General features: G+C 61.1%; 20 protein-coding genes. 16 read left to right on the plus strand and 4 right to left on the minus strand.

Annotated elements, in window-relative coordinates:
* Window positions 1–93 precede the first annotated feature (93 nt).
* Genes QHC67_RS01395 through QHC67_RS01410 form a run of 4 tightly spaced genes read left to right on the plus strand, consistent with a single transcriptional unit; the run spans window position 94 to window position 6,880 of the window.
* A complete protein-coding gene (locus QHC67_RS01395; protein WP_319290166.1) occupies window positions 94–1,482 on the plus strand; it encodes a TIGR03013 family XrtA/PEP-CTERM system glycosyltransferase in 1,389 nt (462 codons plus the stop codon).
* A gap of 6 nt (window positions 1,483–1,488) precedes the next feature.
* A complete protein-coding gene (prsK, locus tag QHC67_RS01400; RefSeq protein WP_413818468.1) occupies window positions 1,489–3,576 on the plus strand; it encodes an XrtA/PEP-CTERM system histidine kinase PrsK in 2,088 nt (695 codons plus the stop codon).
* Window positions 3,576–4,919 carry a PEP-CTERM-box response regulator transcription factor gene (gene prsR, locus QHC67_RS01405; RefSeq protein ID WP_319290169.1) on the plus strand — a complete coding sequence of 448 codons (1,344 nt, stop codon included), beginning with the start codon at window positions 3,576–3,578 and terminating at the stop codon, window positions 4,917–4,919. Before prsK ends, prsR begins: the two co-directional genes overlap by 1 nt.
* Entirely contained in the window at window positions 4,916–6,880 is a 1,965-nt protein-coding gene (locus tag QHC67_RS01410; protein ID WP_319290171.1) for a tetratricopeptide repeat protein, read from the plus strand. The genes prsR and QHC67_RS01410 overlap by 4 nt, the downstream gene beginning before the upstream one ends.
* On the opposite strand, the gene QHC67_RS01415 is transcribed toward QHC67_RS01410, so the two are convergent.
* Window positions 6,877–7,224: a GntR family transcriptional regulator gene (locus tag QHC67_RS01415; RefSeq protein ID WP_319290173.1), complete on the minus strand. Its 348-nt coding sequence runs from the start codon at window positions 7,222–7,224 to the stop codon at window positions 6,877–6,879. The two genes, QHC67_RS01410 and QHC67_RS01415, sit on opposite strands and share 4 nt — an antisense overlap.
* Window positions 7,225–7,297: 73 nt before the next feature.
* Complete coding sequence (locus QHC67_RS01420; RefSeq protein WP_319290419.1) at window positions 7,298–7,876, minus strand: nitroreductase; 579 nt, start codon at window positions 7,874–7,876, stop codon at window positions 7,298–7,300.
* Window positions 7,877–8,043: 167 nt separating this feature from the next.
* On the opposite strand from QHC67_RS01420, the gene QHC67_RS01425 reads away from it, so the two are divergent.
* Genes QHC67_RS01425 through QHC67_RS01435 form a run of 3 tightly spaced genes read left to right on the plus strand, consistent with a single transcriptional unit; the run spans window position 8,044 to window position 12,331 of the window.
* Window positions 8,044–9,627, plus strand: a complete 1,584-nt coding sequence (locus QHC67_RS01425) for a peptide MFS transporter (protein WP_319290175.1) — start codon at window positions 8,044–8,046, stop codon at window positions 9,625–9,627.
* Between the two features lie 26 nt (window positions 9,628–9,653).
* On the plus strand, window positions 9,654–11,018 hold the full coding sequence (locus tag QHC67_RS01430) for an amidohydrolase (protein ID WP_413818470.1): 1,365 nt from the start codon (window positions 9,654–9,656) through the stop codon (window positions 11,016–11,018).
* Window positions 11,018–12,331, plus strand: a complete 1,314-nt coding sequence (locus QHC67_RS01435) for an amidohydrolase family protein (RefSeq protein ID WP_319290421.1) — start codon at window positions 11,018–11,020, stop codon at window positions 12,329–12,331. Before QHC67_RS01430 ends, QHC67_RS01435 begins: the two co-directional genes overlap by 1 nt.
* Window positions 12,332–12,334: 3 nt before the next feature.
* Here the strand turns inward: QHC67_RS01435 and QHC67_RS01440 are convergent, their stop codons facing one another.
* Window positions 12,335–13,717, minus strand: coding sequence for an amino acid carrier protein (locus tag QHC67_RS01440; RefSeq protein WP_319290179.1), 1,383 nt, complete (start codon window positions 13,715–13,717; stop codon window positions 12,335–12,337).
* A 105-nt stretch (window positions 13,718–13,822) separates the two neighbouring features.
* Here QHC67_RS01440 and glmM point away from each other — a divergent pair, with 105 nt between their 5' ends.
* The 5 genes from glmM (at window position 13,823) to QHC67_RS01465 (ending at window position 18,213) form a co-directional block, all read left to right on the plus strand.
* A complete protein-coding gene (glmM, locus tag QHC67_RS01445; protein WP_319290181.1) occupies window positions 13,823–15,163 on the plus strand; it encodes a phosphoglucosamine mutase in 1,341 nt (446 codons plus the stop codon).
* A 1-nt stretch (window position 15,164) separates the two neighbouring features.
* Entirely contained in the window at window positions 15,165–15,389 is a 225-nt protein-coding gene (locus QHC67_RS01450) for a DUF1272 domain-containing protein (protein WP_319290183.1), read from the plus strand.
* Window positions 15,386–16,273: a bifunctional hydroxymethylpyrimidine kinase/phosphomethylpyrimidine kinase gene (thiD, locus tag QHC67_RS01455; protein ID WP_319290186.1), complete on the plus strand. Its 888-nt coding sequence runs from the start codon at window positions 15,386–15,388 to the stop codon at window positions 16,271–16,273. The genes QHC67_RS01450 and thiD overlap by 4 nt, the downstream gene beginning before the upstream one ends.
* A complete protein-coding gene (locus QHC67_RS01460; protein WP_319290187.1) occupies window positions 16,266–16,862 on the plus strand; it encodes a ribonuclease HII in 597 nt (198 codons plus the stop codon). Before thiD ends, QHC67_RS01460 begins: the two co-directional genes overlap by 8 nt.
* Before the next feature lie 211 nt (window positions 16,863–17,073).
* Window positions 17,074–18,213, plus strand: a complete 1,140-nt coding sequence (locus tag QHC67_RS01465; RefSeq protein WP_319290189.1) for a site-specific DNA-methyltransferase — start codon at window positions 17,074–17,076, stop codon at window positions 18,211–18,213.
* Between the two features lie 332 nt (window positions 18,214–18,545).
* On the opposite strand, the gene QHC67_RS01470 is transcribed toward QHC67_RS01465, so the two are convergent.
* A complete protein-coding gene (locus tag QHC67_RS01470) occupies window positions 18,546–18,770 on the minus strand; it encodes a circumsporozoite protein (RefSeq protein WP_319290191.1) in 225 nt (74 codons plus the stop codon).
* A gap of 199 nt (window positions 18,771–18,969) precedes the next feature.
* On the opposite strand from QHC67_RS01470, the gene QHC67_RS01475 reads away from it, so the two are divergent.
* The 4 genes from QHC67_RS01475 to metH are packed head-to-tail and all read left to right on the plus strand — an operon-like array spanning window position 18,970 to window position 24,590.
* A complete protein-coding gene (locus QHC67_RS01475; RefSeq protein ID WP_319290193.1) occupies window positions 18,970–19,965 on the plus strand; it encodes a metalloregulator ArsR/SmtB family transcription factor in 996 nt (331 codons plus the stop codon).
* Complete coding sequence (gene metF / locus QHC67_RS01480) at window positions 19,962–20,909, plus strand: methylenetetrahydrofolate reductase (RefSeq protein WP_319290194.1); 948 nt, start codon at window positions 19,962–19,964, stop codon at window positions 20,907–20,909. The genes QHC67_RS01475 and metF overlap by 4 nt, the downstream gene beginning before the upstream one ends.
* Window positions 20,906–21,952 (plus strand): homocysteine S-methyltransferase family protein, encoded by a 1,047-nt coding sequence (locus tag QHC67_RS01485; RefSeq protein ID WP_319290195.1) that lies wholly within the window; start codon window positions 20,906–20,908, stop codon window positions 21,950–21,952. Before metF ends, QHC67_RS01485 begins: the two co-directional genes overlap by 4 nt.
* A 34-nt stretch (window positions 21,953–21,986) precedes the next feature.
* Complete coding sequence (gene metH / locus QHC67_RS01490; protein ID WP_319290196.1) at window positions 21,987–24,590, plus strand: methionine synthase; 2,604 nt, start codon at window positions 21,987–21,989, stop codon at window positions 24,588–24,590.
* Window positions 24,591–24,605: the final 15 nt, after the last annotated feature.

The following is a 24,605-nucleotide window of genomic DNA, read 5'->3' on the forward strand; positions in this document are numbered from 1 at the left end:
GACACTCCGCTGTAAGGCGCAGTGCTGATATGCCCCGTCGTTCCTTACCGGAGATCAGTTCCGGGCGGAGGTGAGCAGGGAAGCGCGGCGCAGATGGTCCGGTTGTTCAAGCACTATGTCCCGCACGCGGTCCTGTTGCTCGGCGTCCTCGACTTTGTGCTTCTTCTTTGCGCCGCAGAGGCAGGCTGGGTTCTTCGCGCACAACAGATCGGCATGAGTGTCGACTATGTCTCGACGCGCGCTGCCCCGCTGGCCAGCTTTGCGTTGGCACTACAGATCGCGATGATCGCGGTCGGCGTGTACGGGGTGGAGGCATTGCAGTCGCTGCGTTTCGCCTTGGCCCGCATCGTGGTTGCCATTTCTTTGGGCGTGATCTTCCTGTCGGTCATGCATTTCCTGCTGCCGGCGTTCACGCTTTGGCGCTCGAATTCGCTGTACGCCATGGGTTTCGCAGTCCTGTTCCTTACACTCGTGCGCATGTTGCTTGGCTCGATATTGGGGGGCGAGGGATTCAAGCGCCGTCTGGTCGTACTTGGCGCAGGTAGCCGCGCGGACCGCATTCGCCAGCTGGAACAGCGCAAGGGCGCTGGATTTCTGGTCGTCGGCTACATCGGCATGAACGACGGCCCGCAATTGATCCCGGAAGCCATAAACCGCAGCGCCATCTACAATCTGGCGGACTTCGTGATGCGGCTCGCTGCCACCGAAGTCGTGCTTGCCCTGGAAGAGCGCCGCAACGCGGTTCCCATGTCCGATCTGTTGAGGATCAAGACGACCGGCGTACACGTCAATGACCTATCCACATTCCTTGAGCGGGAAACCGGGCGCGTCGACCTGGACAGCGTCAATCCCAGCTGGCTCATTTTCTCGGACGGCTTTTCGGCAGGGCGGCGCTTGTCGTCCATGGCCAAGCGGCTGTTCGACGTGATCGCCAGCGCTCTGCTGCTCATCCTGACCGGGCCCGTCATCGCGCTGGCCGCCCTGGCCGTCAAACTCGACAGCAATGGTCCGGCATTTTACCGGCAGCAGCGTGTCGGGCTTTATGGCCAGGAGTTCTGGATTCTGAAGTTGCGCACCATGCGACAGGACGCAGAAGTCGGGGGCCTCGCGCAGTGGGCGGCAGAGGATGATCCTCGCGTGACGCGCCTCGGCTATTGGCTGCGCAAGCTGCGCATCGATGAACTTCCCCAGACCTGGACAGTGCTGAAAGGAGAGATGAGCTTCGTCGGCCCCCGCCCTGAGCGTCGTCAGTTCGTCGAGGATCTCGAACAGCACCTGCGCTATTACGCGGAACGCCACATGGTGAAGCCCGGCATCACGGGCTGGGCTCAGATCAATTACCCTTATGGAGCGTCCATCGAGGACAGCCGCCACAAGCTTGAATATGATCTTTATTATGCCAAGAATTATACCCCGTTCCTCGATCTCCTGATCCTGATCCAGACGCTGCGTGTCATTTTGTGGCCCGAGGGTGCGCGGTAAGCCGGCATGGGAACAGCGTTCCAACTGATCGGAAATGGAGGCCACGCAATGGCGGCAGCGATGTTCGCTGCCTTGACCATCTACGTGCTGCGCAGCCATGGCGCGGCGCCGGAACGTGACCTGCTATGTACTGCGCTTTTCTTCACTGCCTTCTGGGGGCTTCACACCGCGTTTCGCGGGGTAAGCACGGCGCCGTCGGGCATCTCGGAAAGTCTGCGCAACGGCGGATGGTTGCTCTTCATGTTCGTGATGCTTCGGCGGGGTGAAGGTCGCCGCTCGGACCATCCCGCATCGATTACGATCATCTACGCGATTCTGGGCACGCTGTTGCTGGCTCAGATTGCGACGGATGAAGTGGAGCCCTTCATAATTTCGGGTGATCCCGATGCGTCGGCAATGCTCGGCGTGCTGTTGCGGATGATGTTCGCTGTCGGTGCGCTGGTGCTCGTCCACCATCTTTTCACGATCTCCGCGCCGGAGGGACGCTCGCGCATCGCACTGGTGATGGCGGCCCTGGCTGCGATGTGGACATACGATCTCAATCTCTACACTTTGGCTGCCTTGGCGCGTGGCAGCTTTGGCGAACTATATGCCATGCGGGGCATCTGGATGGCGCTGCTCGCTGTGGTCCTGGCGATCGGCGTGCGTCATGGCGGGGAGTGGCGCCTTCGCGTGTCCCGCACGGTGGCGTTCCGGTCTTTCTCCTTGGTGGCCGTCAGCCTGTACCTGATCGTCATGGCAGCCGGCATTTCGGTGATAGAATGGCTGTTCGGATCGCATGCACGCGTGGTCGAAACGGGCATATTGTTTGCGACCTTGGTCGCCTCGCTGGTGTTGCTGCCCTCGAACCGCTTTCGCTCCGCTCTGAAGGTGCAGATCTCCAAGCATTTTTTCCAGCATCGGTACGACTATCGGATCGAGTGGATCCGTTTCATCGATACGATCGGCGCGCCCGGCAGCTCTGCCGCGCCCCTCAATGAACGCGCGGTGAAAGCTGTCGCGGATCTTACCGACTCGTCCTGCGGAATGCTGCTGCTGCATGACGGTCAAGGGGGTCTTGGCGTCGATCGTATCTGGAGTTGGCCCACGACTTCGCCTTCTCATGAGCCTTTAAACGCCGAGGATGCGTCGGCATTGGAACGCAGTGGCTGGATCATTGATCTTGACGAAGCGCGTAGCGGTCATGGCCCCACAAACGTGCCATCGTGGATGCTTGCCGACACGACAGCCTGGGCTCTGGTGCCGCTGATCCATTTCGGGCGACTAACAGGCGCGATCGTGCTGGGCCGCCCGAGCGTGAACCGCCGGTTAGATTGGGAAGACCTGGACATGCTGCGCGCCGCCGGGCGTCAGGTCGCAAGCTACATCAGCGAAGCACAAGGCCAGCAGGCGCTGGAGGATTCCCGCCGTTTCGACGAGTTCAACAGGCGCTTCGCCTTCATCATCCACGATGTGAAGAACCTCGTCAGCCAGCTTTCGCTGCTGTCACGCAACGCCGAGCGCCATGCTGACAATCCCGCGTTTCGGAAGGACATGATCCTGACGCTTGGAGATTCAGTCGGTAAGCTCAACGATCTGCTTGCCCGTTTGTCCCAGCATAACAAGGCCCGCAAGCAGGAGCCAATACCCGTCGATCTCGAGCCCATCGTACGCAAGGTCGCCGCGACGCAAAGGCATCACCATCCTGTGGAAGTTACTGGCATGGCAGCCTGCGCTCTCGCCGACCCGCAACGTCTGGAACAGATATTGCTGCACCTCGTGCAAAACGCGATAGACGCGAGCAGCCAAGGCGAGCCAATCCGCATAGACGTGGAGGAGTCGTCCGACTTTGCCGTCGTGACTGTCTCAGACTCCGGCTGCGGCATGAGTGCGGAGTTCGTTCGCCGCGACCTGTTCAAACCTTTCAACTCCACCAAATCGGGAGGCTTCGGGATCGGCGCCTTCGAGGCACGCGAACTTGCACACGCCATGGGTGGCCGTATCGAGGTGGAAAGCCGCCTTGGCCAGGGAAGCAGTTTTGCTCTGCATCTGCCGATCGCGCCGGAAAACAAGGGCGCTGGTAGGCTGCCTAACAAGCAGGAAAAGGCAGCCTGATGGCCGACACCCGACCCAAATTGCTCATCGTGGAGGATGATCCGGGCCTTCAGCGGCAACTGCGCTGGGCTTATGAGGATTACCAGCTGTTCATTGCCGGGGACCGAGAGGAAGCCATTGAGTTTCTACGGGCGGAAGCGCCTGCCGTCGTAACTCTCGACCTCGGGTTGCCGCCGGACCCGAATGGCACCACCGAAGGCTTTGCGACGCTGTCCGAAATCCTGCGCATCAAGCCGGACACGAAGGTTATCGTCGCTTCCGGACATGGCGCCCGCGAAAGCGCGCTTTCCGCCATGTCGGGCGGGGCCTATGATTTCTACCAGAAGCCCGTCGACATCGATGAATTGGGCCTGCTTGTCCGCCGGGCTTTTCACGTGCACGCACTGGAGAGCGAGAACGCCCGCCTGCTGGAACAGCCTGCTGCCGACAGCCGGGTCCTGGGCCGTCTGATCACCGCCGCGCCTGAAATGCTGAAGGTCGCGCGTACCATCGAAAGAGTGGCGACTGCCAATGTCTCGGTCATGCTGCTAGGCGCCAGCGGCACGGGCAAAGAGCTGCTGGCGCGGGGGCTGCATGAGGCAAGTCCCCGTGCGCGCGGGCCGTTCGTGGCGATCAACTGTGCAGCAATACCGGAAACGCTGCTTGAAGCGGAGCTGTTCGGCCATGCGAAGGGCGCGCTCACCGGTGCTATCAAAGCTACACCGGGTAAGATCGAAAGCTCCGAAGGTGGAACGCTCTTCCTCGATGAAGTCGGGGATCTGCCGCTACCCATACAGGTGAAGATTCTACGCTTCCTGCAGGAGCGCGTGATAGAGGGAATCGCGGTGGACACCCGCATCGTTTGCGCGACACACCAGAATCTGGAAGCAATGATCGCGGCGAACAGCTTTCGCGAAGATCTGTATTATCGCCTTGCCGAGATCGTGATCCCCATTCCAAAGCTAAAGGATCGCTCCGGAGATCCTGCATTGCTGGCGAAGCACTTCCTCTCGCGATTTGCGCGAGAGATGAACCCGGCGGTCAAGGGGCTGGCGCCTGATGCGCTGGCGGCGCTGGACGCATGGGCGTGGCCCGGCAACGTCCGGGAACTGGAAAACCGAATGAAGCGGGCCGTCATAATGGCTGACGGCAAGTTGATCACGGCGGCCGACCTCGACCTGCCGGGCGATGGTGAAGGGTTCGAGCTCATCAACCTGCGGGCGGCCCGAGAAGTGGCCGATCGCCGCGCCATCCGCCGTGCCATCGCAACCTCGCAGGGCAACATATCGAATGCTGCCAAGCTGCTGGGGATAAGCAGACCCACGCTTTACGACCTGCTGAAGCAGTACGAGATGCAGGCGTGAAAAGGGCTAGATTAGCGCTCTGCATCGGCGTTGCAGTAGCGGGATGCCTCGCCATCGCCATGCCGGTGCAGCAATTGCTCGCGGGAAGCCGGGAGGATGCGCGGCCGATGCTTCAGCGCGGGCTGGCTGCCTTGGCGAAAGGGGACCCGCGGGCAGCACGCGTCGAACTGATGAACGCGATCCGCGCCGATCCGTCATGGCCCGCATCCCGCACTGCCCAAGCGCGGGTGATGCTGACGCTGGGCGACGGGCGAGGGGCGCGCGCCGAACTGGAGCGGGCACGCGAGTTGGGCGCGACGCCGGGAAGCACTCGGCACCTCATGGCGCACGCTCTCCTCCTGAGCGGGGAACCGGCTCTCGCCCTATCCGAGGCGCGCGCTCCCGACGTCATAGGAGAGCAGGCGGGTTACGCGGCACGGATCGAAGCTTGTGCACAGGGCGAACTGGGACGCACGCAGGAGGCGGCCGCCGCATTTGATCGCGCCGTCGCCCTTGCACCTGAAGATGCCGCGACGTGGATCGATCTCAGCCGGTTCCAGCTTGGCGCTGGGAACCGCGCGGCAGCGTTGGTGGCCAGTGATCGCGCCATCGCACTCGCGCCACGCAGCCCGGAAGCCATCCTGCTGCGCGCCGAACTTATCCGCAGCCAATATGGGCTGAAAGCTTCCCTGCCCTGGTTCGAACAGGCACTGGCGATCGATCGGAACTACCTGCCTGCACTCATCGAATATGCCGCAACATTGGCCGACTACGGACAGGCGGGCCGGATGCTTTCCCTGACGCGCCGTGTTCTGGCGCTTGACGCCAACAACCCGCGCGCCTTCTTGATGCAGGCCGTGATGGCTGCGCGTGCGGGGAATATGGATCTTGCGCGGCGGATGCTGGCAAAGGTCGGGAACAGACTGGACGGGCAGCCTGCAACCCTGCTGCTGCGTGGCATTCTGCATCTCGACGGCGGCAATGCGACATTGGCGGCTGAGGCTCTTGCAACATTGGTCGAGCGTCAGCCCTTCAATTTTCAGGCCCGCCTGTTGTACGGACGTGCGCTGCTCCAGTCCGGACAGTTGCCAGAGGCGCGGGCAGCGCTGGTCCCGCTTGCTGGGCTGCCAGATGCCGATGCCTATACCCTGCAGATCACAGCCCGTGTTTATGAAGCGCTAGGCGACAGGGAGGCTGCCGAAGTTCTGCTGGCACGCGCCGCGACCCCTCAACTGGACGCCACGGCGTTGCTGCCGCTGGACCCCGACCCGAATGCTCTTGGAGCCGTTGCCGATGCCTCTCCTGATGCTGCCGGGCCGAACATTTCCTATATCCGGGCTTTGCTGGCGCGGGGTCGTGCCGATACCGCGCTTGCCCGCGCTTCCAGCTTGCGCGACGCGAACCGCGGCGCGCCGGAAGCCCATGTGGCCCTGGGGGACACGCTGGCACAAGTGGGGCGCTGGGACCGGGCTGCGCAAAGCTATGCGGCCGCGGCAAATCTCAGTTATTCGCAGAGCACTGCCCTGCGGCTGTCGATCGCCTGGAACAGAAGCGGTCAAACGGCGCAAGCCGAAGAAGCGCTTGCCTTGTATCTGGAGCAGAATCCGAACAGCGTGGCGGCCAATCGGCTGGCGGCGACGGCATGGATGCGCAGCGGCGACTGGAAACGCGCAGCCGAGGCGCTGGAAGTCGTGCGGGCGAGAATCGGGAATGGCGATGCTTTGCTGATTGCCGATCTGGCCTGGGCTTATCTGGGACTAGGCGATGTGCGCCGCGCAGTCGCTTATTCAGCACACGCCTATAGGCTCATGCCTGCCAGCCCGATAACCGCGGATGCCTATGGATGGATGTTGTTCAAGGCTGGTGGGCGACATCAGGCGAGCATCGATCTTCTTGAGAAAGCGGTTAGCCTCGCACCGGCAAATAGCCTGTTGGCTCATCACCTGAAGGTTGTGCGCGTGGGGCAGGGTACCCTAAGCTAAGCGTCTTCCTCAATAGTGAGGTCGTTCAGCGACACGCCAATGCGCCGCATCTGCGCCGCAACCGGCGGCCATATGTTTTCGAGAAAATGTGCACGCTCCGCTCGGCGAAGCCGCCGCGATGCGCCTTCGGCCACGAACATGCCAACTCCGCGCTTGACGGTGATCAGGCCATCGTCCTGAAAACTCTGGTACGCTTTGGCGACCGTCAGGGGGTTGGCCCCCTGTTTGGCGGCAAAGGCGCGGACGGAGGGCAGCATGTCGCCGTCCTGATATTCGCCGTCGAGAATCGAGGCAGATATTATGTCGCGCAAGCGCAGATAGACGGGTCTGGTTTCGTCGGCCATGACTGATGCAGTGCCATAATACAGCCGCTCACGTCAAGGTACTCTTAGGCAAGCGCTGCCCTATCTTGAGACGTTATATTTCCCATTCCGAAACGATTCTATTATAATCAGGGCGCGGGCGCTCCTCCAAAGGTCGGCCTGGGGTGCCGATGAACACGAACCCTGCAATCCGTTCATTCGCTGATCCGAATGCGTCACGCACCATGCTGTTGTAGGTTGGCCATCCGGTGAGCCAGCCTCCGGCATAGCCACTTGCATGCGTCGCATTCAGGAGATTCATGATGGCCGCGCCCACGGACAATTCCTGTTCCCAGACGGGAATCTTGCTCTCCGATTTGGGGCTGGAAATCGCCACTACCAAAGTCGGCGCCTGTATGGCGAATTGTCGCATGGAGTCGAGCTCCAGCCTCCCGGCGGCAGGATTCTCCGACTTGTACGCACGCTCCAGCAGGGCCGCCAACGCATCGCGCTGATCGGAACGCACGACTACGAACCGCCAAGGAGCAAGCTTGCCGTGATCCGGAGTTCGCGCCGCGACTTCGAGGATCACACGCAATTGCGCGGCGTCTGGGCCGGGCGCGACGAGATCACGCGGCTTACCGGATCGCCGGGTACGTAGCAGGGTCAGGGGAGAAGACAGGTCATTGAACATGGTGGCTAAATGGAACACGTATTGAAGGTGCGCAAGCATTCCCGAGAACGCTTGGAACAATATTCCCAATCGCAGCAACATTTTGACAGGCTGGGATTGATTGCGTTAGGCTGTCACTCAATCGCCTCCGTTGAGCAGGTGAAAGTCAAGCGCAAGGGTTCAGCCGGATGGCGACGCAATATGATCTGACCGATAAGTCGCAAGGAACGTTTCTGGGGCATCCGACAGGGCTCTTCGTCCTCTTCTTTGCCGAGATGTGGGAGCGTTTCTCCTATTATGGCATGCGCGCCCTGCTGATCTTCTATTTGACCAAGCATTTCCTGTTTGGCGACGACAAGGCCTATCTGATCTACGGTGCCTATACGTCGCTGGTGTATATCACACCCGTTATCGGCGGCTATCTGGCCGATCGTTATCTCGGCGCGCGCAAGGCAGTGCTTTGCGGCGGCATCTTCATAGCCATCGGTCATTTTCTAATTGCCATCACCGAGGGACCGACGGGCCAGAATACTTTCCACCTCAACGGCTTTTATCTGGCTCTGTCCTTCATCATCATCGGCACCGGCTTTCTGAAGGCCAATATTTCCGTAATGGTGGGCCAGCTTTATCCGCGCGACGATGTGCGCCGCGATCCCGCCTATTCGATCTTCTACATGGGCATCAACATCGGCGGCATGCTCGGGCCGATCGTATGTGGCATATTGGGGGAAACCATGGGCTGGGCCTGGGGCTTTGGGGCCGCTGGCGTCGGCATGTTGCTGGGCCTGGTCGTTTTCGTCCTCTGCCGCCCTACGCTACGCGGTGCAGGCGAACCTAGCGAGCCAATGATCCTGACGGAACGGTCGTCCCTGGGTATCAGCCGTGAATGGACCATCTACGCGGCTGCTGCCCTTTCCGTTATCGGGATTTGGGGCCTGATCCGTTATCAGGAAGTAGTGGGATATGCACTGCTGGCGTTTGCCTTGGCGACGGTGTTCTACATCCTCTACCGGATATTCACGACCATGACGAAGGTCGATCGTGACCGCATCCTGGCGGCGCTCTTCCTGATTGCGCTTAATCCGCTGTTCTGGGGGCTGTTCGAACAAGCGGGATCTTCGCTAAACATCTTCACGGACAGGCAGGTCGACCGCAATATCCTCGGTTGGGAAGTACCTGCCTCGGTTTTCCAGTCGGTCAACTCGCTTTTCATCATCCTGCTCGCGCCCTTGTTTGCGGTTCTGTGGACCGTGCTTGGGCGACGGAAAAAAGAACCCAACACTGCTGCCAAATTCGGCATCGGCCTGATCCTTATCGGCGTCGGCTTCCTGGTTCTGGTCGGCGGCGCGGCGGCCGCCGGGGCCGACTTGACGCCGGTCATCTTCATTTTTGGCATCTATCTGTTCCATACCATGGGCGAACTCTGCTTCTCGCCCGTAGGTCTCTCCGCGATGACGCGCCTCAGCGTCGGCAGCATCGCCGGGCTGATGATGGGAACTTGGTTCCTGGCCACCGCCGCCGGGAATTTCGTGGCAGGCTTGATCGCGCGGGCGACTGGCGGCGAAGGCGCGGGACCGGAGAAGGTGCTGGAAGTATATAGCCGATTGGGCTGGTCAGTCATGGTGGTGGGTATCCTCGTCGTGCTCGTTTCGCCCTTGATAAAGAGGATGATGCATCTCGACTTGTTGACCGATGCTGGTCCCGGACCGGGCGTTAGGGGAGCCGATGAAGCGGTCGTCGACGGCTACTCGATCAAGGAAGAACCCCGCTGATGCGTTTGAAGGCTATTTCACTGTGCATGCCGCTCTTGCTCGCGGCCTGCGCATCATCTTCCGAAGAGCCCAAGACTGCCAGCGCCAAGCCCTCTGGTTCGTCCACCGAACCCGAAAACCCGTACCCTTCGACCTATGCCCCTTATCCCGGAGTCCCGACCGCTATCCGAGGCGCGACCATTCTCGATGGCGAGGGTGGTCGGATCGAACGCGGCGTGGTCTTCCTTTCCGGGGGAAAGATCACCGCAGTCGGCGGGCCGGATACGCCGATCCCTGCCGATGTCGCAGTGTTCGACGGCACCGGCAAATATGTTACGCCCGGCATCATCGACATCCACAGCCATCTCGGCGACTACCCTTCGCCGTCAGTGGACGCGCTGAGCGACGGCAATGAAGCGACATCTCCCGTCACCGCCGACGTATGGGCAGAGCACAGCATCTGGCCGCAGGATCCGGGCTTCTCACGCGCGCTGGTAAATGGCGGTGTGACGTCGCTGCAGATACTTCCTGGTTCCGCGAACCTGTTCGGCGGGCGGGGCGTCACTCTCAAGAATGTGCCTGCCCGCACGCAGCAGGGCATGAAGTTCCCCGGCGCGCCTTACAGCCTGAAGATGGCGTGCGGCGAAAACCCAAAGCGCGTCTATGGCGCTAAGGGGCGTCAACCGAGCACGCGCATGGGCAACATCGCCGTCGATCGCCAGACCTGGATCAAAGCGCGTGCCTATCAGATCAAGCGCGCCGCGAACAAGGAACAGATGCGCGACTTGGCCATGGAGACGCTGGCCGACGTGTTGGAGGGCAAGATCCTTGTCCACAACCACTGCTATAGAGCGGACGAGATGGCCAACGTCATCGATATGAGCAAGGAGTTCGGCTACAAGGTGACTGCGTTCCACCACGCCGTCGAAAGCTATAAGATCGCCGATCTTCTGAAGCAGAACGGCATCTGCTCGGCGATGTGGGCGGACTGGTATGGCTTCAAGATGGAAAGCTATGACGGCATCCGCGAGAATATCCCGCTCGTTCAGAATGCTGGGGCCTGCGCCATCGTCCACAGCGACGATGAGAATGGAATTCAGCGCCTCAACCAGGAGGCATCGAAGGCGCGGGCCGCGGGCAAGCGCATGGGCATCGACATCCCCGAAGAGGTCGCTTGGGAGTGGCTGAGCTATAACCCGGCGAAAGCGATGGGCATCGCGGATCAAACCGGCAGCCTCAAGGTTGGCAAGATGGCTGATGTCGTGCTTTGGAACGGCAATCCATTCAGCATCTACACGCGTCCGGAACGCGTCTGGATCGATGGCGCGCTGATGTACGATGCCAATGATCCGAAGCGACGCCCCGTCAGTGATTTCGAACTGGGTCAGATCGGCGCAGGAGATACGAAATGATGCGCCGACCCCTCGCCCTGTTCGCCAGCGTAGTTGCGCTGTCCTTTGTCACCGCACCTGTCTCGGCGCAGACGATTGCTATCACCGGGGGAAAGCTTGCCATAGGCGACGGCTCGGAGCCTATCGACAATGGCACCGTCGTGATCGTCAATGGCAAGGTGGTCGCTGCTGGCGCCGGGGTGGCAGTCCCGGCGGGGGCGCAACGGATCGATGCAACCGGCCAATGGGTCACGCCGGGCATAATGTCCGGTTTCTCACGCGTGGGTCTGGTGGAAGTGGAAGCTGTCGGCGAAACGGAAGACAGCGAGGCTCCTAAATCGCCCTTTTCCGCCGCGATCGATGTCGCGCCCGCCGTCAATCCTTTGGTCAATCCCGTTGCCATCAATCGGACCAGCGGCGTCACTCGCGCTGTGGTCGTTCCCTCCGCGGGTGCCAGCATATTCGCAGGGCAGGGTGCGATCATCGACCTCGGCGCAGATATGAACGCGATTACGCAGGCGCGTGCGTTTCAATATGTAGAGTTGGGCGAGGCCGGCGCGGACAAAGCCGGTGGCAGCCGCGCCGCTGCGCAGTTGATGTTCCGGACGTTGCTTGGCGAGGCTCAGGACTATGCCCGCAACCCGGCGGCGTACGACGGCCGATCAAAGGACAATCTGCTTCTTCGCGCGGATGCAAAGGCGCTCGTGCCCGTCGTGCAGGGGAAGGTGCCGTTGCTCGTCCATGTCGAGCGAAGTGCGGACATCCTCAGCGTCATTGCCCTGCGCGAGGAATTTGCCGCGCTGAAGATCGTGCTCGTCGGCGCATCGGAGGGCTGGCGGGTGGCGCCGCAGATTGCTGCTGCCCGGATACCTGTCATCGCCGCCGGTCTTACCGATCTGCCCTCCAGCTTCGAAAAGCTGGCCGCGACGCAATCGAACGTCGGCCGGATGATGGAGGCGGGAGTGCTGGTGGCGCTGGGTCTCACCGAAGGCAACGACGCCGTGCAGCTTCGATGGGCCATGCAGCAGGCCGGGAACATGGTCGCGCTCCAGAAGATCCCCGGCGCGACCGGGCTAAGCTGGGGTCAGGCGTTCCGCACGATCACCTCTGCTCCCGCCGAAGCTTTGGGCGTTGGGGACCGTCTGGGTTCCTTGCGCGCGGGGCGGGTTGGCGATGTCGTGATATGGGACGGCGATCCGCTGGAACTCAGCTCGGCAGCGACCGCTGTGTTCATAGACGGCAAACAGCAGCCACTTGAAAACCGGCAGACGAAGTTGCGCGATCGCTATGCGATACCCGCCCCCGGAACACTGCCGAAAGCCTATGATCATTGATCTTCATGCCGTGGCTGTTCCCCGCTTGCGGCTCCAGTAATCTCTGATGTCGCGCCGCAACTCTCCTGCACAGAGATAGAGGGCGATGACGTTCGGAACAGCCATCAGGAAAAAGCTGCAATCCACTATGCTGATGACGCGGCCTAGATCGATGACTGCGGCGGGTGGCAGCGCAACGATATAGAGGATTTTGTAGGTCAATTGGGCACGCGGTTTGTGCCCGAAGAGATAGCCCCACGCCTGCAGCCCGTAGAAGCCCCATGCCACCAGCGTCGAATATGCGAACAGCACCACTGCGATTGCAAGCACATAAGGGAACCAAGTCGCGACCCCGGCAAATGCGGCGGTGGTGATGTCTATACCCTCTAGCCCATCATTCCATGTCCCGGCAACGACGAGCGCCAGTCCTCCCAAGGCGCAGACGATCATCGTGCCGAGCAGAGGTTCCAGCAGCGCCACCATCCCCTCCGAAACAGGCTCGTCGGTCCGGGCGAGGCTATGCGCCATGACCGCCGATCCCACGCCTGCTTCGCTGGCAAATACCGCGCGGCGCATACCCGCGACGAACGCCCCGACCGCTCCGCCTGTCGCGGCGGTGCCGGACCATGCTCCATTCCAGATCTGCGCCAGCGCTGCCGGGATGGCGTCTGCGTTGATAATCAGGACCGCGAACACGCCGATCAGGTACACGGCCACCTTCAGCGGCGTCAGGCGACTGGCCACGCGGCCGAGCCAGGCCGCGCCGCCCAGCGTCACTAGCGACACCGCAAGCGCGAGCCCAATTCCGTAGACCCAACCATTGGTGAAGCCCGTCACGGCCGAGACTGCGGCGTAGCTCTGATTGACCTGCACCATCGGAATGGCGCCGAATAGCGCGAAGAAAGCATATACCGCTCCGACAGCGAAACCGACGCGAGGCCATCCTTGCCGTGCGAGCACCGCTTTCAGGACATACATCGGGCCGCCATGGACATGGCCTTGCGCGTCCAGAACCCGATACTTCAGGCCGAGAGTCACTTCCGCCATCTTCACCGTCATCGCGAACCAGCCGATCACGAACATCCACAGGATGGCGCCGGGTCCGCCCATGGTGAGCGCCACCGCCACGCCGGCGATGTTGCCCAGGCCGATAGTCCCTGCCAGCGCAGTCGTCAGCGCGGCGAACTGGCTGACGTCGCCCTTTGCCTCGCCTTCGCGCGGCTGGGTGCGCAGCACGTGAAGGGCATGTCCGACTGCCCGCAAATTGGGAAAGCCGAGCCATATGGTGAAGAATAGCATCGGCAGGGCCAGATAGAGCACGATCAGTTCGATCTGCGCTCCAAACATCGGAACCTTGAAAAACACGGCGGCGGAAAGTGCATCGACGGCACGATTGAACGATTCCATCTGTTCTGAATGGCCCTACCATGGTGGAATGTCGATGTAATTTGGGTATAGGCTGAAGCAGAGGGCGGCTTCCGTCCGTCAGGCTACACAAAGTGCGGAGCGGGCATGAGCAGGCAATATTTCGGTACTGATGGCATAAGGGGGCGAACCAACGCCTGGCCCATGACGCCGGACCTCGCGATGAAGGTTGGCATGGCCGCCGGCACGCATTTCCTGCGGGGCAAGCATCGCCATAGGGTCGTGATCGGCAAGGATACGCGGCTGTCGGGCTATATGGTCGAGAACGCTCTGGTCGCGGGCTTTACCGCGGTAGGCATGGATGTCGTGCAATTCGGGCCCATCCCGACGCCAGCCGTGGCCATGCTGGCCCATTCTATGCGCGCCGATCTGGGCGTGATGATCTCCGCCAGTCACAATCCCTTTTATGACAATGGCATCAAGCTGTTCGGACCTGATGGCTACAAGCTGTCCGACGCAGACGAGTTGAAGATCGAATCATTGCTGCAGGGCGAAATTGCGCTGGCCGCGTCTTCCGATATCGGACGTGCGCGCCGCGTGGAGGATGCTCGTGGGCGTTATATTCACGCAGTGAAATCCAGCTTTCCTGCCGAGCTGCGTCTCGATGGCCTGCGGATCGTCATCGACTGCGCCAATGGCGCCGCCTATCAGGTCGCTCCATCTGCCCTGTGGGAGCTTGGCGCGGAGGTCATTGCGGTAGGCGTGACGCCCAACGGCACGAACATCAACGACGGCTGTGGCTCCACTTCACCATTGCTGCTGCAGGAAACGGTGCTCTCGTCCGGCGCCGACATCGGCATTGCGCTGGATGGCGATGCGGATCGCCTCATCATAGTCGACGAAAAGGGCAAGATCGTGGACGGCGACCAGATCATGGCGCTGATCGCGGCAAACTGGGCGCGCGACGGTGCATTGCGGGGTGGTGGGCTGGTCGCGACCGTGATGTCCAACCTCGGTCTTGAGCGATTTTTGAGCGGGCAGGGGATTGCCTTGGAACGCACTCAGGTCGGCGACCGATATGTGCTGGAACGAATGCGGGAGGGCGGCTTCAACGTGGGCGGCGAACAGTCGGGCCACATGATCCTGTCCGATTATGCGACGACTGGAGACGGCACTATTGCGGCCTTGCAGGTGCTCGCCGCGCTGGTGCGCAGCGGCAAGCCTGCCAGCGAGCTACTCGATCAGTTCGATCCTGTCCCCCAGCTTCTGAAGAACGTGCGCTTCTCTGGCGGCAAGCCACTGGACCATCACGATGTCCAGCGGACCATCGCACAGGCCGAGTTGGAGCTGAACGGCACAGGCCGCCTTGTGATCCGGCCATCCGGCACCGAGCCGGTGATCCGTGTCATGGCGGAGGGCGACAGCGCCGCGCAGGTACAGGATGTGGTCGACCGGATCTGCGCCGCGGTGGAAAAGGCTGCCGCCTGACATGCTGGAAATGCGTCCCGACTGCGAACGCTGCGGCACGGATCTGCCTGCCGATGCTCCAGGTGCTTTCATCTGCTCGTTCGAGTGTACCTTCTGCGCCCCCTGTGCGGAGGTGCTGGATGATCGTTGCCCGAATTGTGGCGGGGAGTTGATGGACCGCCCGACGCGCGTAGGGAAATCCTTGAACGCCAATCCTGCATCGGCGGAACGGAAGTTCAAGGGATGACCATTCCTCGCATCTTGATCATCGCCGGGTCCGACAGCGGCGGCGGTGCGGGCATTCAGGCTGACATCAAGACAGTGACGATGCTCGGCGGCCATGCGACGACGGCCATCACTTCCGTCACAGCGCAGAACACGAGAGGCGTGCAGGCCGTTCACGTCATTCCGTCGCCTATGGTCATCGAGCAAATCGACAGCGTAGCTGGGGACCTGGGCGTCGATGCAATCAAGATCGGCATGATAGGATCTCCGCAGACCGCGCATGCAGTCGCGGATCGCCTGGCTGCTCTTGATGGCGTCCCCATCATCTTCGATCCTGTGATGGTTGCCACCAGTGGCGCGACGCTCGCCGATGCCGCTACGGTCGCCGCGTTCGAAAGGCTGATGGGCATGGCGCTGATCATCACGCCGAATGTGCCCGAGTTGTGCGTTCTTACTGGCTTGGCGATTGACAATGCCGATGATCTTGAAGCTGCTGGGCAAGTGCTCGCACGCCGGTTTGGCTGTGCAGTGCTGGCAAAGGGGGGCCATTTGCCCCATCAGCCTCAAGACGATGCCCCGAGCGTCCACGACTTGCTGATCCGCGCTTCGGGGGTAAGCGAATATCGGATGCCTCGCATCGAAACGCGGCACAGCCACGGCACAGGCTGTACCTTGGCAAGTGCGGTGGCAGTAGGGCTGGGCCGCGGACTCTCCGTCGAAGACGCAGTGGACCGCGCCGAGGCATTTGTTGCAGGCGCGCTGTTTCATGCGCCCGGTATCGGCGAAGGTCATGGCCCACTCGGTCATGCGATGGGCACGACACCCTTTTATCATACGCTCGCCGCTGCCGATGCGAACGGATTGGATGCGTCTGCTCTTGCTGCGCAATGGGGGGACCGTGCCTGATTTTAGTTATGAGCTGCGTCACAGCGGTTATGTTGCAGCCGTGGACGAAGCGGGCCGCGGACCGCTCGCCGGACCTGTGGTTGCCGCAGCAGTCATACTCGACCCCGCGAACTGTCCGGAAGGGATCGACGACAGCAAGGCGCTTTCGCCCGCACGCCGTGCGGCAGCGGAGAAGGAGATACGAGCTAAAGCGCTGTGCTTCGCAATCGGCATAGCCAGTGTCGAGGAGATCGACAGCCTCAACATCCTGTGGGCGAGCATGCTGGCGATGACGCGGGCGGTGGAAGCGCTTTCCCACAATTGTGCCCATGTGCTTGTCGACGGCAATCGGTGCCCGAAATGGCATTATCCCTCCACGCCGGTCATTGGCGGAGATGCGCTGTGCCTGTCCATTGCAGCGGCTTCCATCCTGGCCAAGGAAGAACGCGACCGGATGATGGTCGAGGCGGCGCGCACGCATCCCCATTATGGATGGGAGAGCAACAAGGGCTACGGCAGCCCGGCGCATCTCGAAGCCCTCCGGCAGCATGGTCCCACGCCTATCCACAGGCGCAGCTTCGCTCCGGTAGCTCAGATGCTTCTTCTCTGAGCCAGAAAAATCAAAAAGCGGATTGTGAGTCCTGAGAGTCACACCACGACATATTGAGTCCTTGTGGGCCGAGTGGACTCAAGATGTCGTGGCTACTCCATTCGTTCTCTTCTCCTGCTCCTTTCCAGACCGACTGCCCATAAGCTTTTGAACTTGACGGCGGAGTCGCAAGGACTCATCCCGTGGGTCAGACGATTTGGGGGCAGATGATATGGGCGTCATGGAACGCGTTGGTACGCGTCGGAAGAAAAGTGCTGCTGTCACGCCGCAGGTAGATGCCCCGCTGGACGCGGATCGCCTGATCCGGGGCGATTGCATCGCGGAGATGGCAAAGCTGCCGGACGCATGCGTCGACATGATCTTCGCAGACCCCCCCTATAATCTCCAGCTTGGCGGCGACCTGTTTCGGCCCGAGGGCGGGCGCGTGGATGCCGTCGATAATGATTGGGACAAGTTCGACACCCTGGCCGCGTACGATCGCTTTACCGCGCTCTGGCTCAAGGAAGCGCGCCGTATTCTGAAGCCGAACGGCACCATATGGGTCATCGGCAGCTATCATAATATTTTTCGCGTGGGCGCTACTTTGCAGGATCAGGGCTTCTGGATCCTGAACGACATCATCTGGCGCAAGGCGAACCCGATGCCCAATTTCAAGGGCACGCGCTTCACCAACGCACATGAAACGCTGATCTGGGCGAGCCAGGGCGAGGACGCACGCTACACCTTTAACTACAAGGCGATGAAGACGCTCAACGACGAGTTGCAGATGCGCTCGGACTGGGTCTTGCCGATCTGCGGTGGGCAAGAGCGGTTGAAGCGTAACGGCACCAAGGCGCACCCGACGCAAAAGCCCGAGGCGCTGCTGTATCGGGTGCTGCTGGCCTGTACGAAGCCGGGGGATGTGGTGCTTGATCCGTTCTTCGGGACTGGGACCACTGGGGCGGTGGCCAAGCGGCTCGGTCGTAAATGGATCGGCATCGAGCGGGAAGACAGCTATATCGAAGTTGCTCTTGAGCGCATCGCCGAAGCGCTCCCGCTCGATGAATCCGCGCTTTCGATCATGCAATCCGCGCGTCAAGCGCCGAAGGTCGCGTTTGGCACTCTCGTGGAGACGGGCTATCTGGCGCCGGGCACTATGCTGACGGACTCCCGGCGTCGCTGGCAGGCCACCGTTCGTGCGGATGGCTCGTTGTCAGTGGGCGGCGATACGGGATCGATCCACAAGATCGGCGCAACGCTTCAAAATGCGCCTTCCTGTAACGGCTGGACCTTCTGGCATTGCGAGACGAACGAAGGGCTCAAGCCCATCGATATGCTTCGGCAGACGTATCTGCTCGCCACTCAGCCCTGATTAGTAATGGCCGTTAGCCCGCCGTTCCTCATTTAGGCGTATCATCGGCGCTGACAGCCGCTGGCGAGGCGGGGCGCTTGTCCAGCATTTCGGCTGCCTCGTTCAATGCCCGCGCTTCACTCGCCGAAACGCCACCCACGCTTTCGCTTGAACTGTCAATGTCACACGCGGAAACAGGTAGGGCGAGGCTAAGGGCGAGTATTACGTGCCAGCGCATATTCAGCTTTCCGCATCATGGCAGTCGATCTGCCGGGTCGCCTTTATGAAAAAGGAGCCGCTCTTCGTCTGAAGAACGACTCCCTTTCAATCATCCGTAATCGGATGATCGCGAATTACATTGCGTTAGCAGCGTTCGTCGCGTTCGCTGCAGCATTGGTGGCATTGCCAGCCGCATTGGTCGCGTTCTCAGCCGCATTCATTGCGTTCTCAGCTGCATTGGTCGCGTTTTCCACGGCAACGTTCTCAGTGACGTTGGTGGTGTTTTCCGCGCCACCCGAGCAAGCGGCGAGGCCAAGCGAAGCGGCAAGAACGAGCGACAGAGAAATAGACTTGGACATGGGCAAACCCCTCTTAAAGATAAAACCGTGCAGGTCCGCTAAATGGTTAGCTCACCCCCGAGCCTGCAACCGCGGTATCTACTGCCTTGCTGCAACGATGGCAATCCCTATCCTGCACCGCACAATTTCTTGGTTTTTGGCGCGATCCCGGCTCATCATTGCCAATTGACGTATATAAAGAAATCTTTATATAGATGCCATGCCTTTGATCGACCTCTTCCATGCCCTGGGCGACACTACGCGGCTGCGCATCATGCACTTGCTGCGGGCGATGGAACTTGCCGTTGGTGAGATCGCGCAAGTCGTCGGGCAAAGCCAGCCGCGGGTATCCCGGCACATCAGGATATTGGTGGAAGCTGGCCTCGTCGAAAAGCGCAAGGAAGGCAACTGGGTCTTTCTGGCGCTTAGCCGGGACGCGAGCCTGTCGCCGCTGTTCGCGCTGTTCGACAGCGTCGAGACTTCAGACAGCGAGGCGCTTTGGCAGGCAGCGGACCTGGCGCGTCTTGCTGCCGTGCGCAACGATCGCGCTCGCGCTGCTGACGAGTACTTCGCCGAACATGCCGAAGAGTGGGATGCGATCAGATCGCTCCATGTATCGGAGCGTGAAGTCGAAGCGGCCATGTATTCGGCTCTAGGGGAAGCGCCGGTCGGTCATTTGCTCGACATCGGTACTGGAACAGGCCGGATGATCGAGCTATTCGGCCCCGATGCCCAGCTTGTCACGGCCATAGATCGCAGCCCCGAGATGCTTCGGCTCGCCCGCGCAAAACTGCCCGGGGATGCCGCCGACAAATACCGCCTGCTGATCGGCGATTTCAATGCGCTGCCGGTTGGAGATGCCGCTGCTGACACCGTGATCCTTCATCAAGTCCTGCATTATGCCCAGGCGCCCGAGACTGTTATTGCCGAAGCGGCTCGCGTCCTGACTCATGAAGGCCGCCTGCTGATCGCGGATTTCGCGCCCCATGAGCGGGAAGATCTGCGGATTCGCGATCAGCATGCGCGCCTTGGCTTTTCCAGCGCGCAGATGCAGGGGTGGTTCGCAGCAGCCGGGTTGGACCTGATATCCGAAGACACGCTTCCCGGTGGGGAACTCACGGTTAAAATATGGTTAGGGCGCAGGCATATGGCACAGGTGGTGCCGATCGAGTCCAGCGCCTTGAAAGCCAGCGCCTTGAAAGGACGTACAGCATGACATTTTCTCTGTCGCAGATGGAGGAGGCGCGCCGCGCGCTCGACGTGCCGCTCTTCGCAGACCTTTCAGGAGACGCGCAGGTCAGTTTCGAGTTTTTCCCGCCGAAGAGCGAGAAGATGGAGCAGCAACTGTGGAGCAGCATCGAAACGCTGGCACCCTTGGGGCCGCGTTTCGTATCCGTGACGTATGGCGCGGGCGGATCGACGCGCGAGCGCACGCATGCGACCGTTGCGCGGATCGCGAAGGAAACCAGCCTGTCCGCGGCTGCGCATTTGACATGTGTCGGCGCAAGCAAGGACGAGATTGCGGAGGTCGCCGACGCCTACTGGCAGTCGGGCGTTCGTCATATCGTCGCCCTGCGCGGCGACCCGCCGGTGGAGGGGCAGGCCTTCCTTCCCCATCCGCAGGGCTATGCCAGCGCGGCGGAATTGGTGATGGGCCTGAAGGCGCTGCATCCCTTCGACATTTCCGTGGCCGCCTATCCCGAAACCCATCCGGAAGCAGTCGATGCGAGGAGCGATCTCGACAATTTGAAGCGCAAGATCGATGCCGGGGCGAACCGAGCGATCAGCCAGTTCTTCTTCTCGGCGGATGCCTATTTTCGTTTCCGTGATGCTGCCGCTGCGGCGGGCATAAGTGCGGAAATCGTGCCCGGCATATTGCCCGTCTCGAACGTTGGGCAAACGCGCAAATTTGCGGCGATGTGCGGCGCAGAGATCCCGTCCTGGATGGTTCGCCTGTTCGAAGGGCTGGACGAACATCCCGCAACGCGCCAGCTTGTGGCGGCGACGATAGCCGCCGAGCTTTGCCGGAAGCTCTATGCAGGCGGGGAGCGGCATTTCCACTTCTATACGCTAAACCGGGCTGAGCTGAGCTATGCCATCTGCCATCTGCTCGGCTTGCGTCCCGCGGTCACGGCAACTCCGAAGGAACTGGTCGCATGAGCATTCGCGAAACCTTCCTCGCCGCCGCGCGCGAGCGGATTTTGATGACGGATGGCGCGTTCGGGACGGAAATCCAGAACTGGAAGCTGTCCGAGGCCGATTACGCCGGAACGCTCGGGCTTTCGAAGGACCAGAAGGGCAATAATGACATTCTGGCGCTGACGAAGCCGGAGGTGCCGGAGAAGATCACTCAGGATTATCTGGATGCCGGGTCGGACATGGTATCGACCAACACGTTCAGTGCAAACCGGATCAGTCAGGCCGATTATGCCGCCGAACATCTGGTCGCGGAGATCAACATCGCCTCGGCGCAGATTGCGCGTCGATTGGCCGATGCAGCCGCGGCCAAGGATGGGAAGCCCCGCTTCGTGGCGGGCGCGATCGGGCCCACGAACAAGACTTTGTCGCTCTCGCCGGACGTCAATGATCCGGGGTTCCGGGAGATCGACTTCGATGAACTGACTGCTGTGTATCGCGAGCAGTGCGATGCGCTAATCGTCGGCGGGGTAGATTTCATCCTGATCGAAACGGTCTTTGATACTTTGAACGCCAAGGCCGGGATCATGGCCGCGCGCCAGGCTGCCGAAGCGGCGGGCAAGGACGTGCCGATCATGATGTCGATGACATTGACCGACTTGTCGGGCCGCAATCTGTCCGGCCACACTGTCGAAGCGTTCTGGTATGCGGTGCGCCATGCGAAGCCGATCACCATCGGCCTTAACTGCTCCTTCGGCGCGGAGCAGCTTCGTCCGCATGTGAAGACCCTGTCCGGCATCTGCGATACGCTGATCATGGTTTATCCCAATGCAGGCTTGCCCAACGAACTTGGTGCCTATGACGAGTTGCCGGAGGAAACTTCGGCGCTGGTTCGGCAATGGGCCGTCGAAGGGCAGGTCAATGTCCTTGGCGGCTGCTGTGGATCGACGCCCGCGCATATCGCCGCTATCGCCAACGCGGTTTCCGATCTTCCGCCCCGCGCCATCCCGGTGCCGCCGGTCTTTACACGGCTCGCCGGGCTGGAACCGATGAACATTGCCGCATAAGAATGCCTCGCAGCTTTTTGAAAAGATTGCCCCAATGAATCAGCCGTCTACCGCCCAGTTCGTCAACATCGGCGAGCGCACCAACGTCACCGGATCGGCGAAGTTCAAGAAGCTCGTCATGGCGGGCGACTATGCCGCGGCCGTGGAAATTGCGCGGCAGCAGGTCGAGAGCGGCGCTCAGATCGTCGATGTCAACATGGACGAAGGGCTGCTCGACGCAGAGTTCGCCATGACGACCTTCCTCAAGCTGATCGCTGCGGAGCCGGACATCGCCCGGGTGCCGCTGATGGTCGACAGCTCGAAATGGAGCGTCATCGAGGCGGGGCTGAAATGCGTGTCCGGCAAGCCCATCGTCAACTCGATCAGCATGAAGGAAGGCGAAGAGGCGTTTCTGCATCATGCGCGGCTGTGCATGGCCTATGGCGCGGCCGTGGTCGTGATGGCCTTCGATGAAGTAGGGCAGGCGGATACGAAGGAGCGGAAGGTCGAGATTTGCGGCCGCGCCTATGACCTGCTGACGGGCATCGGCTTTCCGCCCGAAGATATCATCTTCGACCCCAACATCTTCGCCGTCGCCACGGGCATAGACGAACATCGCCGCTACGCCATCGACTTCATCGAGGCATGCCGCGAGATCAAGGTGCGCTGCCCGCATTGCCATATCTCGGGCGGCGTATCGAACCTCTCGTTCAGCTTTCGCGGCAATGAGCCTGTCCGCCGCGCCATGCACAGCGTGTTCCTGTATCACGCGATTCAGGCGGGCATGGATATGGGCATCGTCAATGCCGGGCAGCTGGATGTTTATGATGCCATCGATCCCGAACTGCGCGAGGCGTGCGAAGACGTTATCTGGGACAAAAGGGAAGATGCGACCGATCGCCTGATCGCGCTGGCCGAGAAATATCGCGGCACCGATGCGGTTGCTGAAAAGGCCGCCGAGGAATGGCGCGGCTGGGCTGTCGAACGGCGCCTGGAACATGCGCTGGTCAAGGGCATCGACATGTATGTTGTCGATGATACCGAGGAAGCCCGCCAGCGTTTCGCCAAGCCCATTGAAGTCATCGAAGGCCCTTTGATGGACGGCATGAATGTGGTCGGCGACCTGTTCGGATCGGGCAAGATGTTCCTGCCGCAGGTGGTGAAATCGGCCCGCGTCATGAAAAAGGCGGTGGCGCATCTGCTCCCCTATATCGAGGCGGCCAAGGAGCCGGGCGCAAAGGGCAAGGGCAAGATCATCATGGCGACCGTCAAGGGCGACGTCCATGACATCGGCAAGAACATCGTCGGCGTTGTTCTCCAGTGCAATGGCTTCGATGTTGTCGATCTTGGCGTGATGGTGCCGTGGACGACGATCCTCCAGGCCGCGAACGAGAACAACGCGGACATGATAGGCTTGTCCGGCCTCATCACGCCTTCGCTTGACGAGATGGTGACGGTCGCCGAGGAAATGCAGCGGTCCGGCATGACCATGCCGTTGCTGATCGGAGGCGCAACCACGTCCAAGGTTCATACCGCCTTGCGTATCGCGCCTGCCTTTGAAGGGCCGGTTGTGCATGTTCTGGACGCCAGCCGTGCTGTCGGCGTGGCCACCGCCCTTGTCAGCGAAACGCAGCGCAATGATTTCGTCGCCAAGGTTGCGGACGAATATGAGCATGTCCGCCTCGCTCGAGCAGGCAAGGGGCAGAGCGCACTCATCAGTATAGAGGACGCCCGCGCCAACGCGTTCGAAATAGACGAAGCACTGAAACCGCCGCCGCCCGTAAAGCCTGGTGTCCACGCTTTCCCTGATTGGGACCTGGCGGACCTGCGGGAGTATATCGACTGGACGCCGTTCTTCCGGGCGTGGGAACTGGCAGGCAATTATCCTGCGATCCTGACCGATCCAGTGGTAGGCGAAAGCGCCAGCAGCCTGTTCGCCGATGCCCAGAAGATGCTCGACCGGATCATCGATGAGAAGTGGCTTGTCGCCAAGGGCGTCGCGGCCCTCTGGCCCTGCCGCCGCGAAGGTGACGATGTCATCATTCATGTCGAAGACGAAAAGCACATCCGCATGCCGTTCCTTCGCCAGCAGATCGCCAAGCGGGAAGGGCGGGCGAACATGTGCCTTGCCGACTTCATCAGCCATGACGGAGACTGGATCGGCGGTTTCGCGGTGACGACCGGGCATGGCATCGAACCGCATCTTGCGAACTTCAAGGCGCATTATGACGACTATTCGGACATATTGCTGAAGGCGCTGGCGGATCGCTTGGCCGAAGCCTTCGCCGAGCGGCTGCACAAGCATGTGCGCACCGACCTTTGGGGCTATGCGGCTGGCGAGCAACTGGACAACGAAGCGCTGGTACGCGAGCAATATCGCGGTATCCGCCCGGCCCCCGGCTATCCCGCCTGCCCGGATCACAGCCAGAAGCCGATATTGTTCAAGATGCTGGACGCTGTTCACAATACCGGCATCACTCTGACGGACAGCTTCGCGATGTTGCCGACGGCGGCAGTGAGCGGCTTCTATTTCGGCCACCCGCAGTCGGAATATTTCGGAGTGGCGCGCGTGGGTCGTGATCAGCTGGAAGACTATGCCGCACGCAGGGAAGTCGATCTGGCTACGGCCGAACGCTGGTTGCGCCCAAATCTGGATTGACGACCCGTAGCAGGA

It is taken from the genome of Sphingobium sp., assembly GCF_033795625.1.
Classification (GTDB): Bacteria; Pseudomonadota; Alphaproteobacteria; order Sphingomonadales; family Sphingomonadaceae; genus Sphingobium.

Coding starts and splice junctions, on each gene's coding strand:
- QHC67_RS01415 (WP_319290173.1), bottom strand. CDS start 7,224: ATGGCCGACGAAACCAGACCCGTCTATCTGCGCTTGCGCGACATAATA.
- QHC67_RS01465 (WP_319290189.1), top strand. CDS start 17,074: ATGGGCGTCATGGAACGCGTTGGTACGCGTCGGAAGAAAAGTGCTGCT.
- prsR (WP_319290169.1), top strand. CDS start 3,576: ATGGCCGACACCCGACCCAAATTGCTCATCGTGGAGGATGATCCGGGC.
- glmM (WP_319290181.1), top strand. CDS start 13,823: ATGAGCAGGCAATATTTCGGTACTGATGGCATAAGGGGGCGAACCAAC.
- QHC67_RS01475 (WP_319290193.1), top strand. CDS start 18,970: ATGCCTTTGATCGACCTCTTCCATGCCCTGGGCGACACTACGCGGCTG.
- QHC67_RS01450 (WP_319290183.1), top strand. CDS start 15,165: ATGCTGGAAATGCGTCCCGACTGCGAACGCTGCGGCACGGATCTGCCT.
- QHC67_RS01435 (WP_319290421.1), top strand. CDS start 11,018: ATGCGCCGACCCCTCGCCCTGTTCGCCAGCGTAGTTGCGCTGTCCTTT.
- QHC67_RS01395 (WP_319290166.1), top strand. CDS start 94: ATGGTCCGGTTGTTCAAGCACTATGTCCCGCACGCGGTCCTGTTGCTC.
- QHC67_RS01485 (WP_319290195.1), top strand. CDS start 20,906: ATGAGCATTCGCGAAACCTTCCTCGCCGCCGCGCGCGAGCGGATTTTG.
- QHC67_RS01430 (WP_413818470.1), top strand. CDS start 9,654: ATGCCGCTCTTGCTCGCGGCCTGCGCATCATCTTCCGAAGAGCCCAAG.
- QHC67_RS01440 (WP_319290179.1), bottom strand. CDS start 13,717: ATGGAATCGTTCAATCGTGCCGTCGATGCACTTTCCGCCGCCGTGTTT.
- thiD (WP_319290186.1), top strand. CDS start 15,386: ATGACCATTCCTCGCATCTTGATCATCGCCGGGTCCGACAGCGGCGGC.
- metH (WP_319290196.1), top strand. CDS start 21,987: ATGAATCAGCCGTCTACCGCCCAGTTCGTCAACATCGGCGAGCGCACC.
- QHC67_RS01425 (WP_319290175.1), top strand. CDS start 8,044: ATGGCGACGCAATATGATCTGACCGATAAGTCGCAAGGAACGTTTCTG.
- QHC67_RS01420 (WP_319290419.1), bottom strand. CDS start 7,876: ATGTTCAATGACCTGTCTTCTCCCCTGACCCTGCTACGTACCCGGCGA.
- prsK (WP_413818468.1), top strand. CDS start 1,489: ATGGGAACAGCGTTCCAACTGATCGGAAATGGAGGCCACGCAATGGCG.
- metF (WP_319290194.1), top strand. CDS start 19,962: ATGACATTTTCTCTGTCGCAGATGGAGGAGGCGCGCCGCGCGCTCGAC.
- QHC67_RS01470 (WP_319290191.1), bottom strand. CDS start 18,770: ATGTCCAAGTCTATTTCTCTGTCGCTCGTTCTTGCCGCTTCGCTTGGC.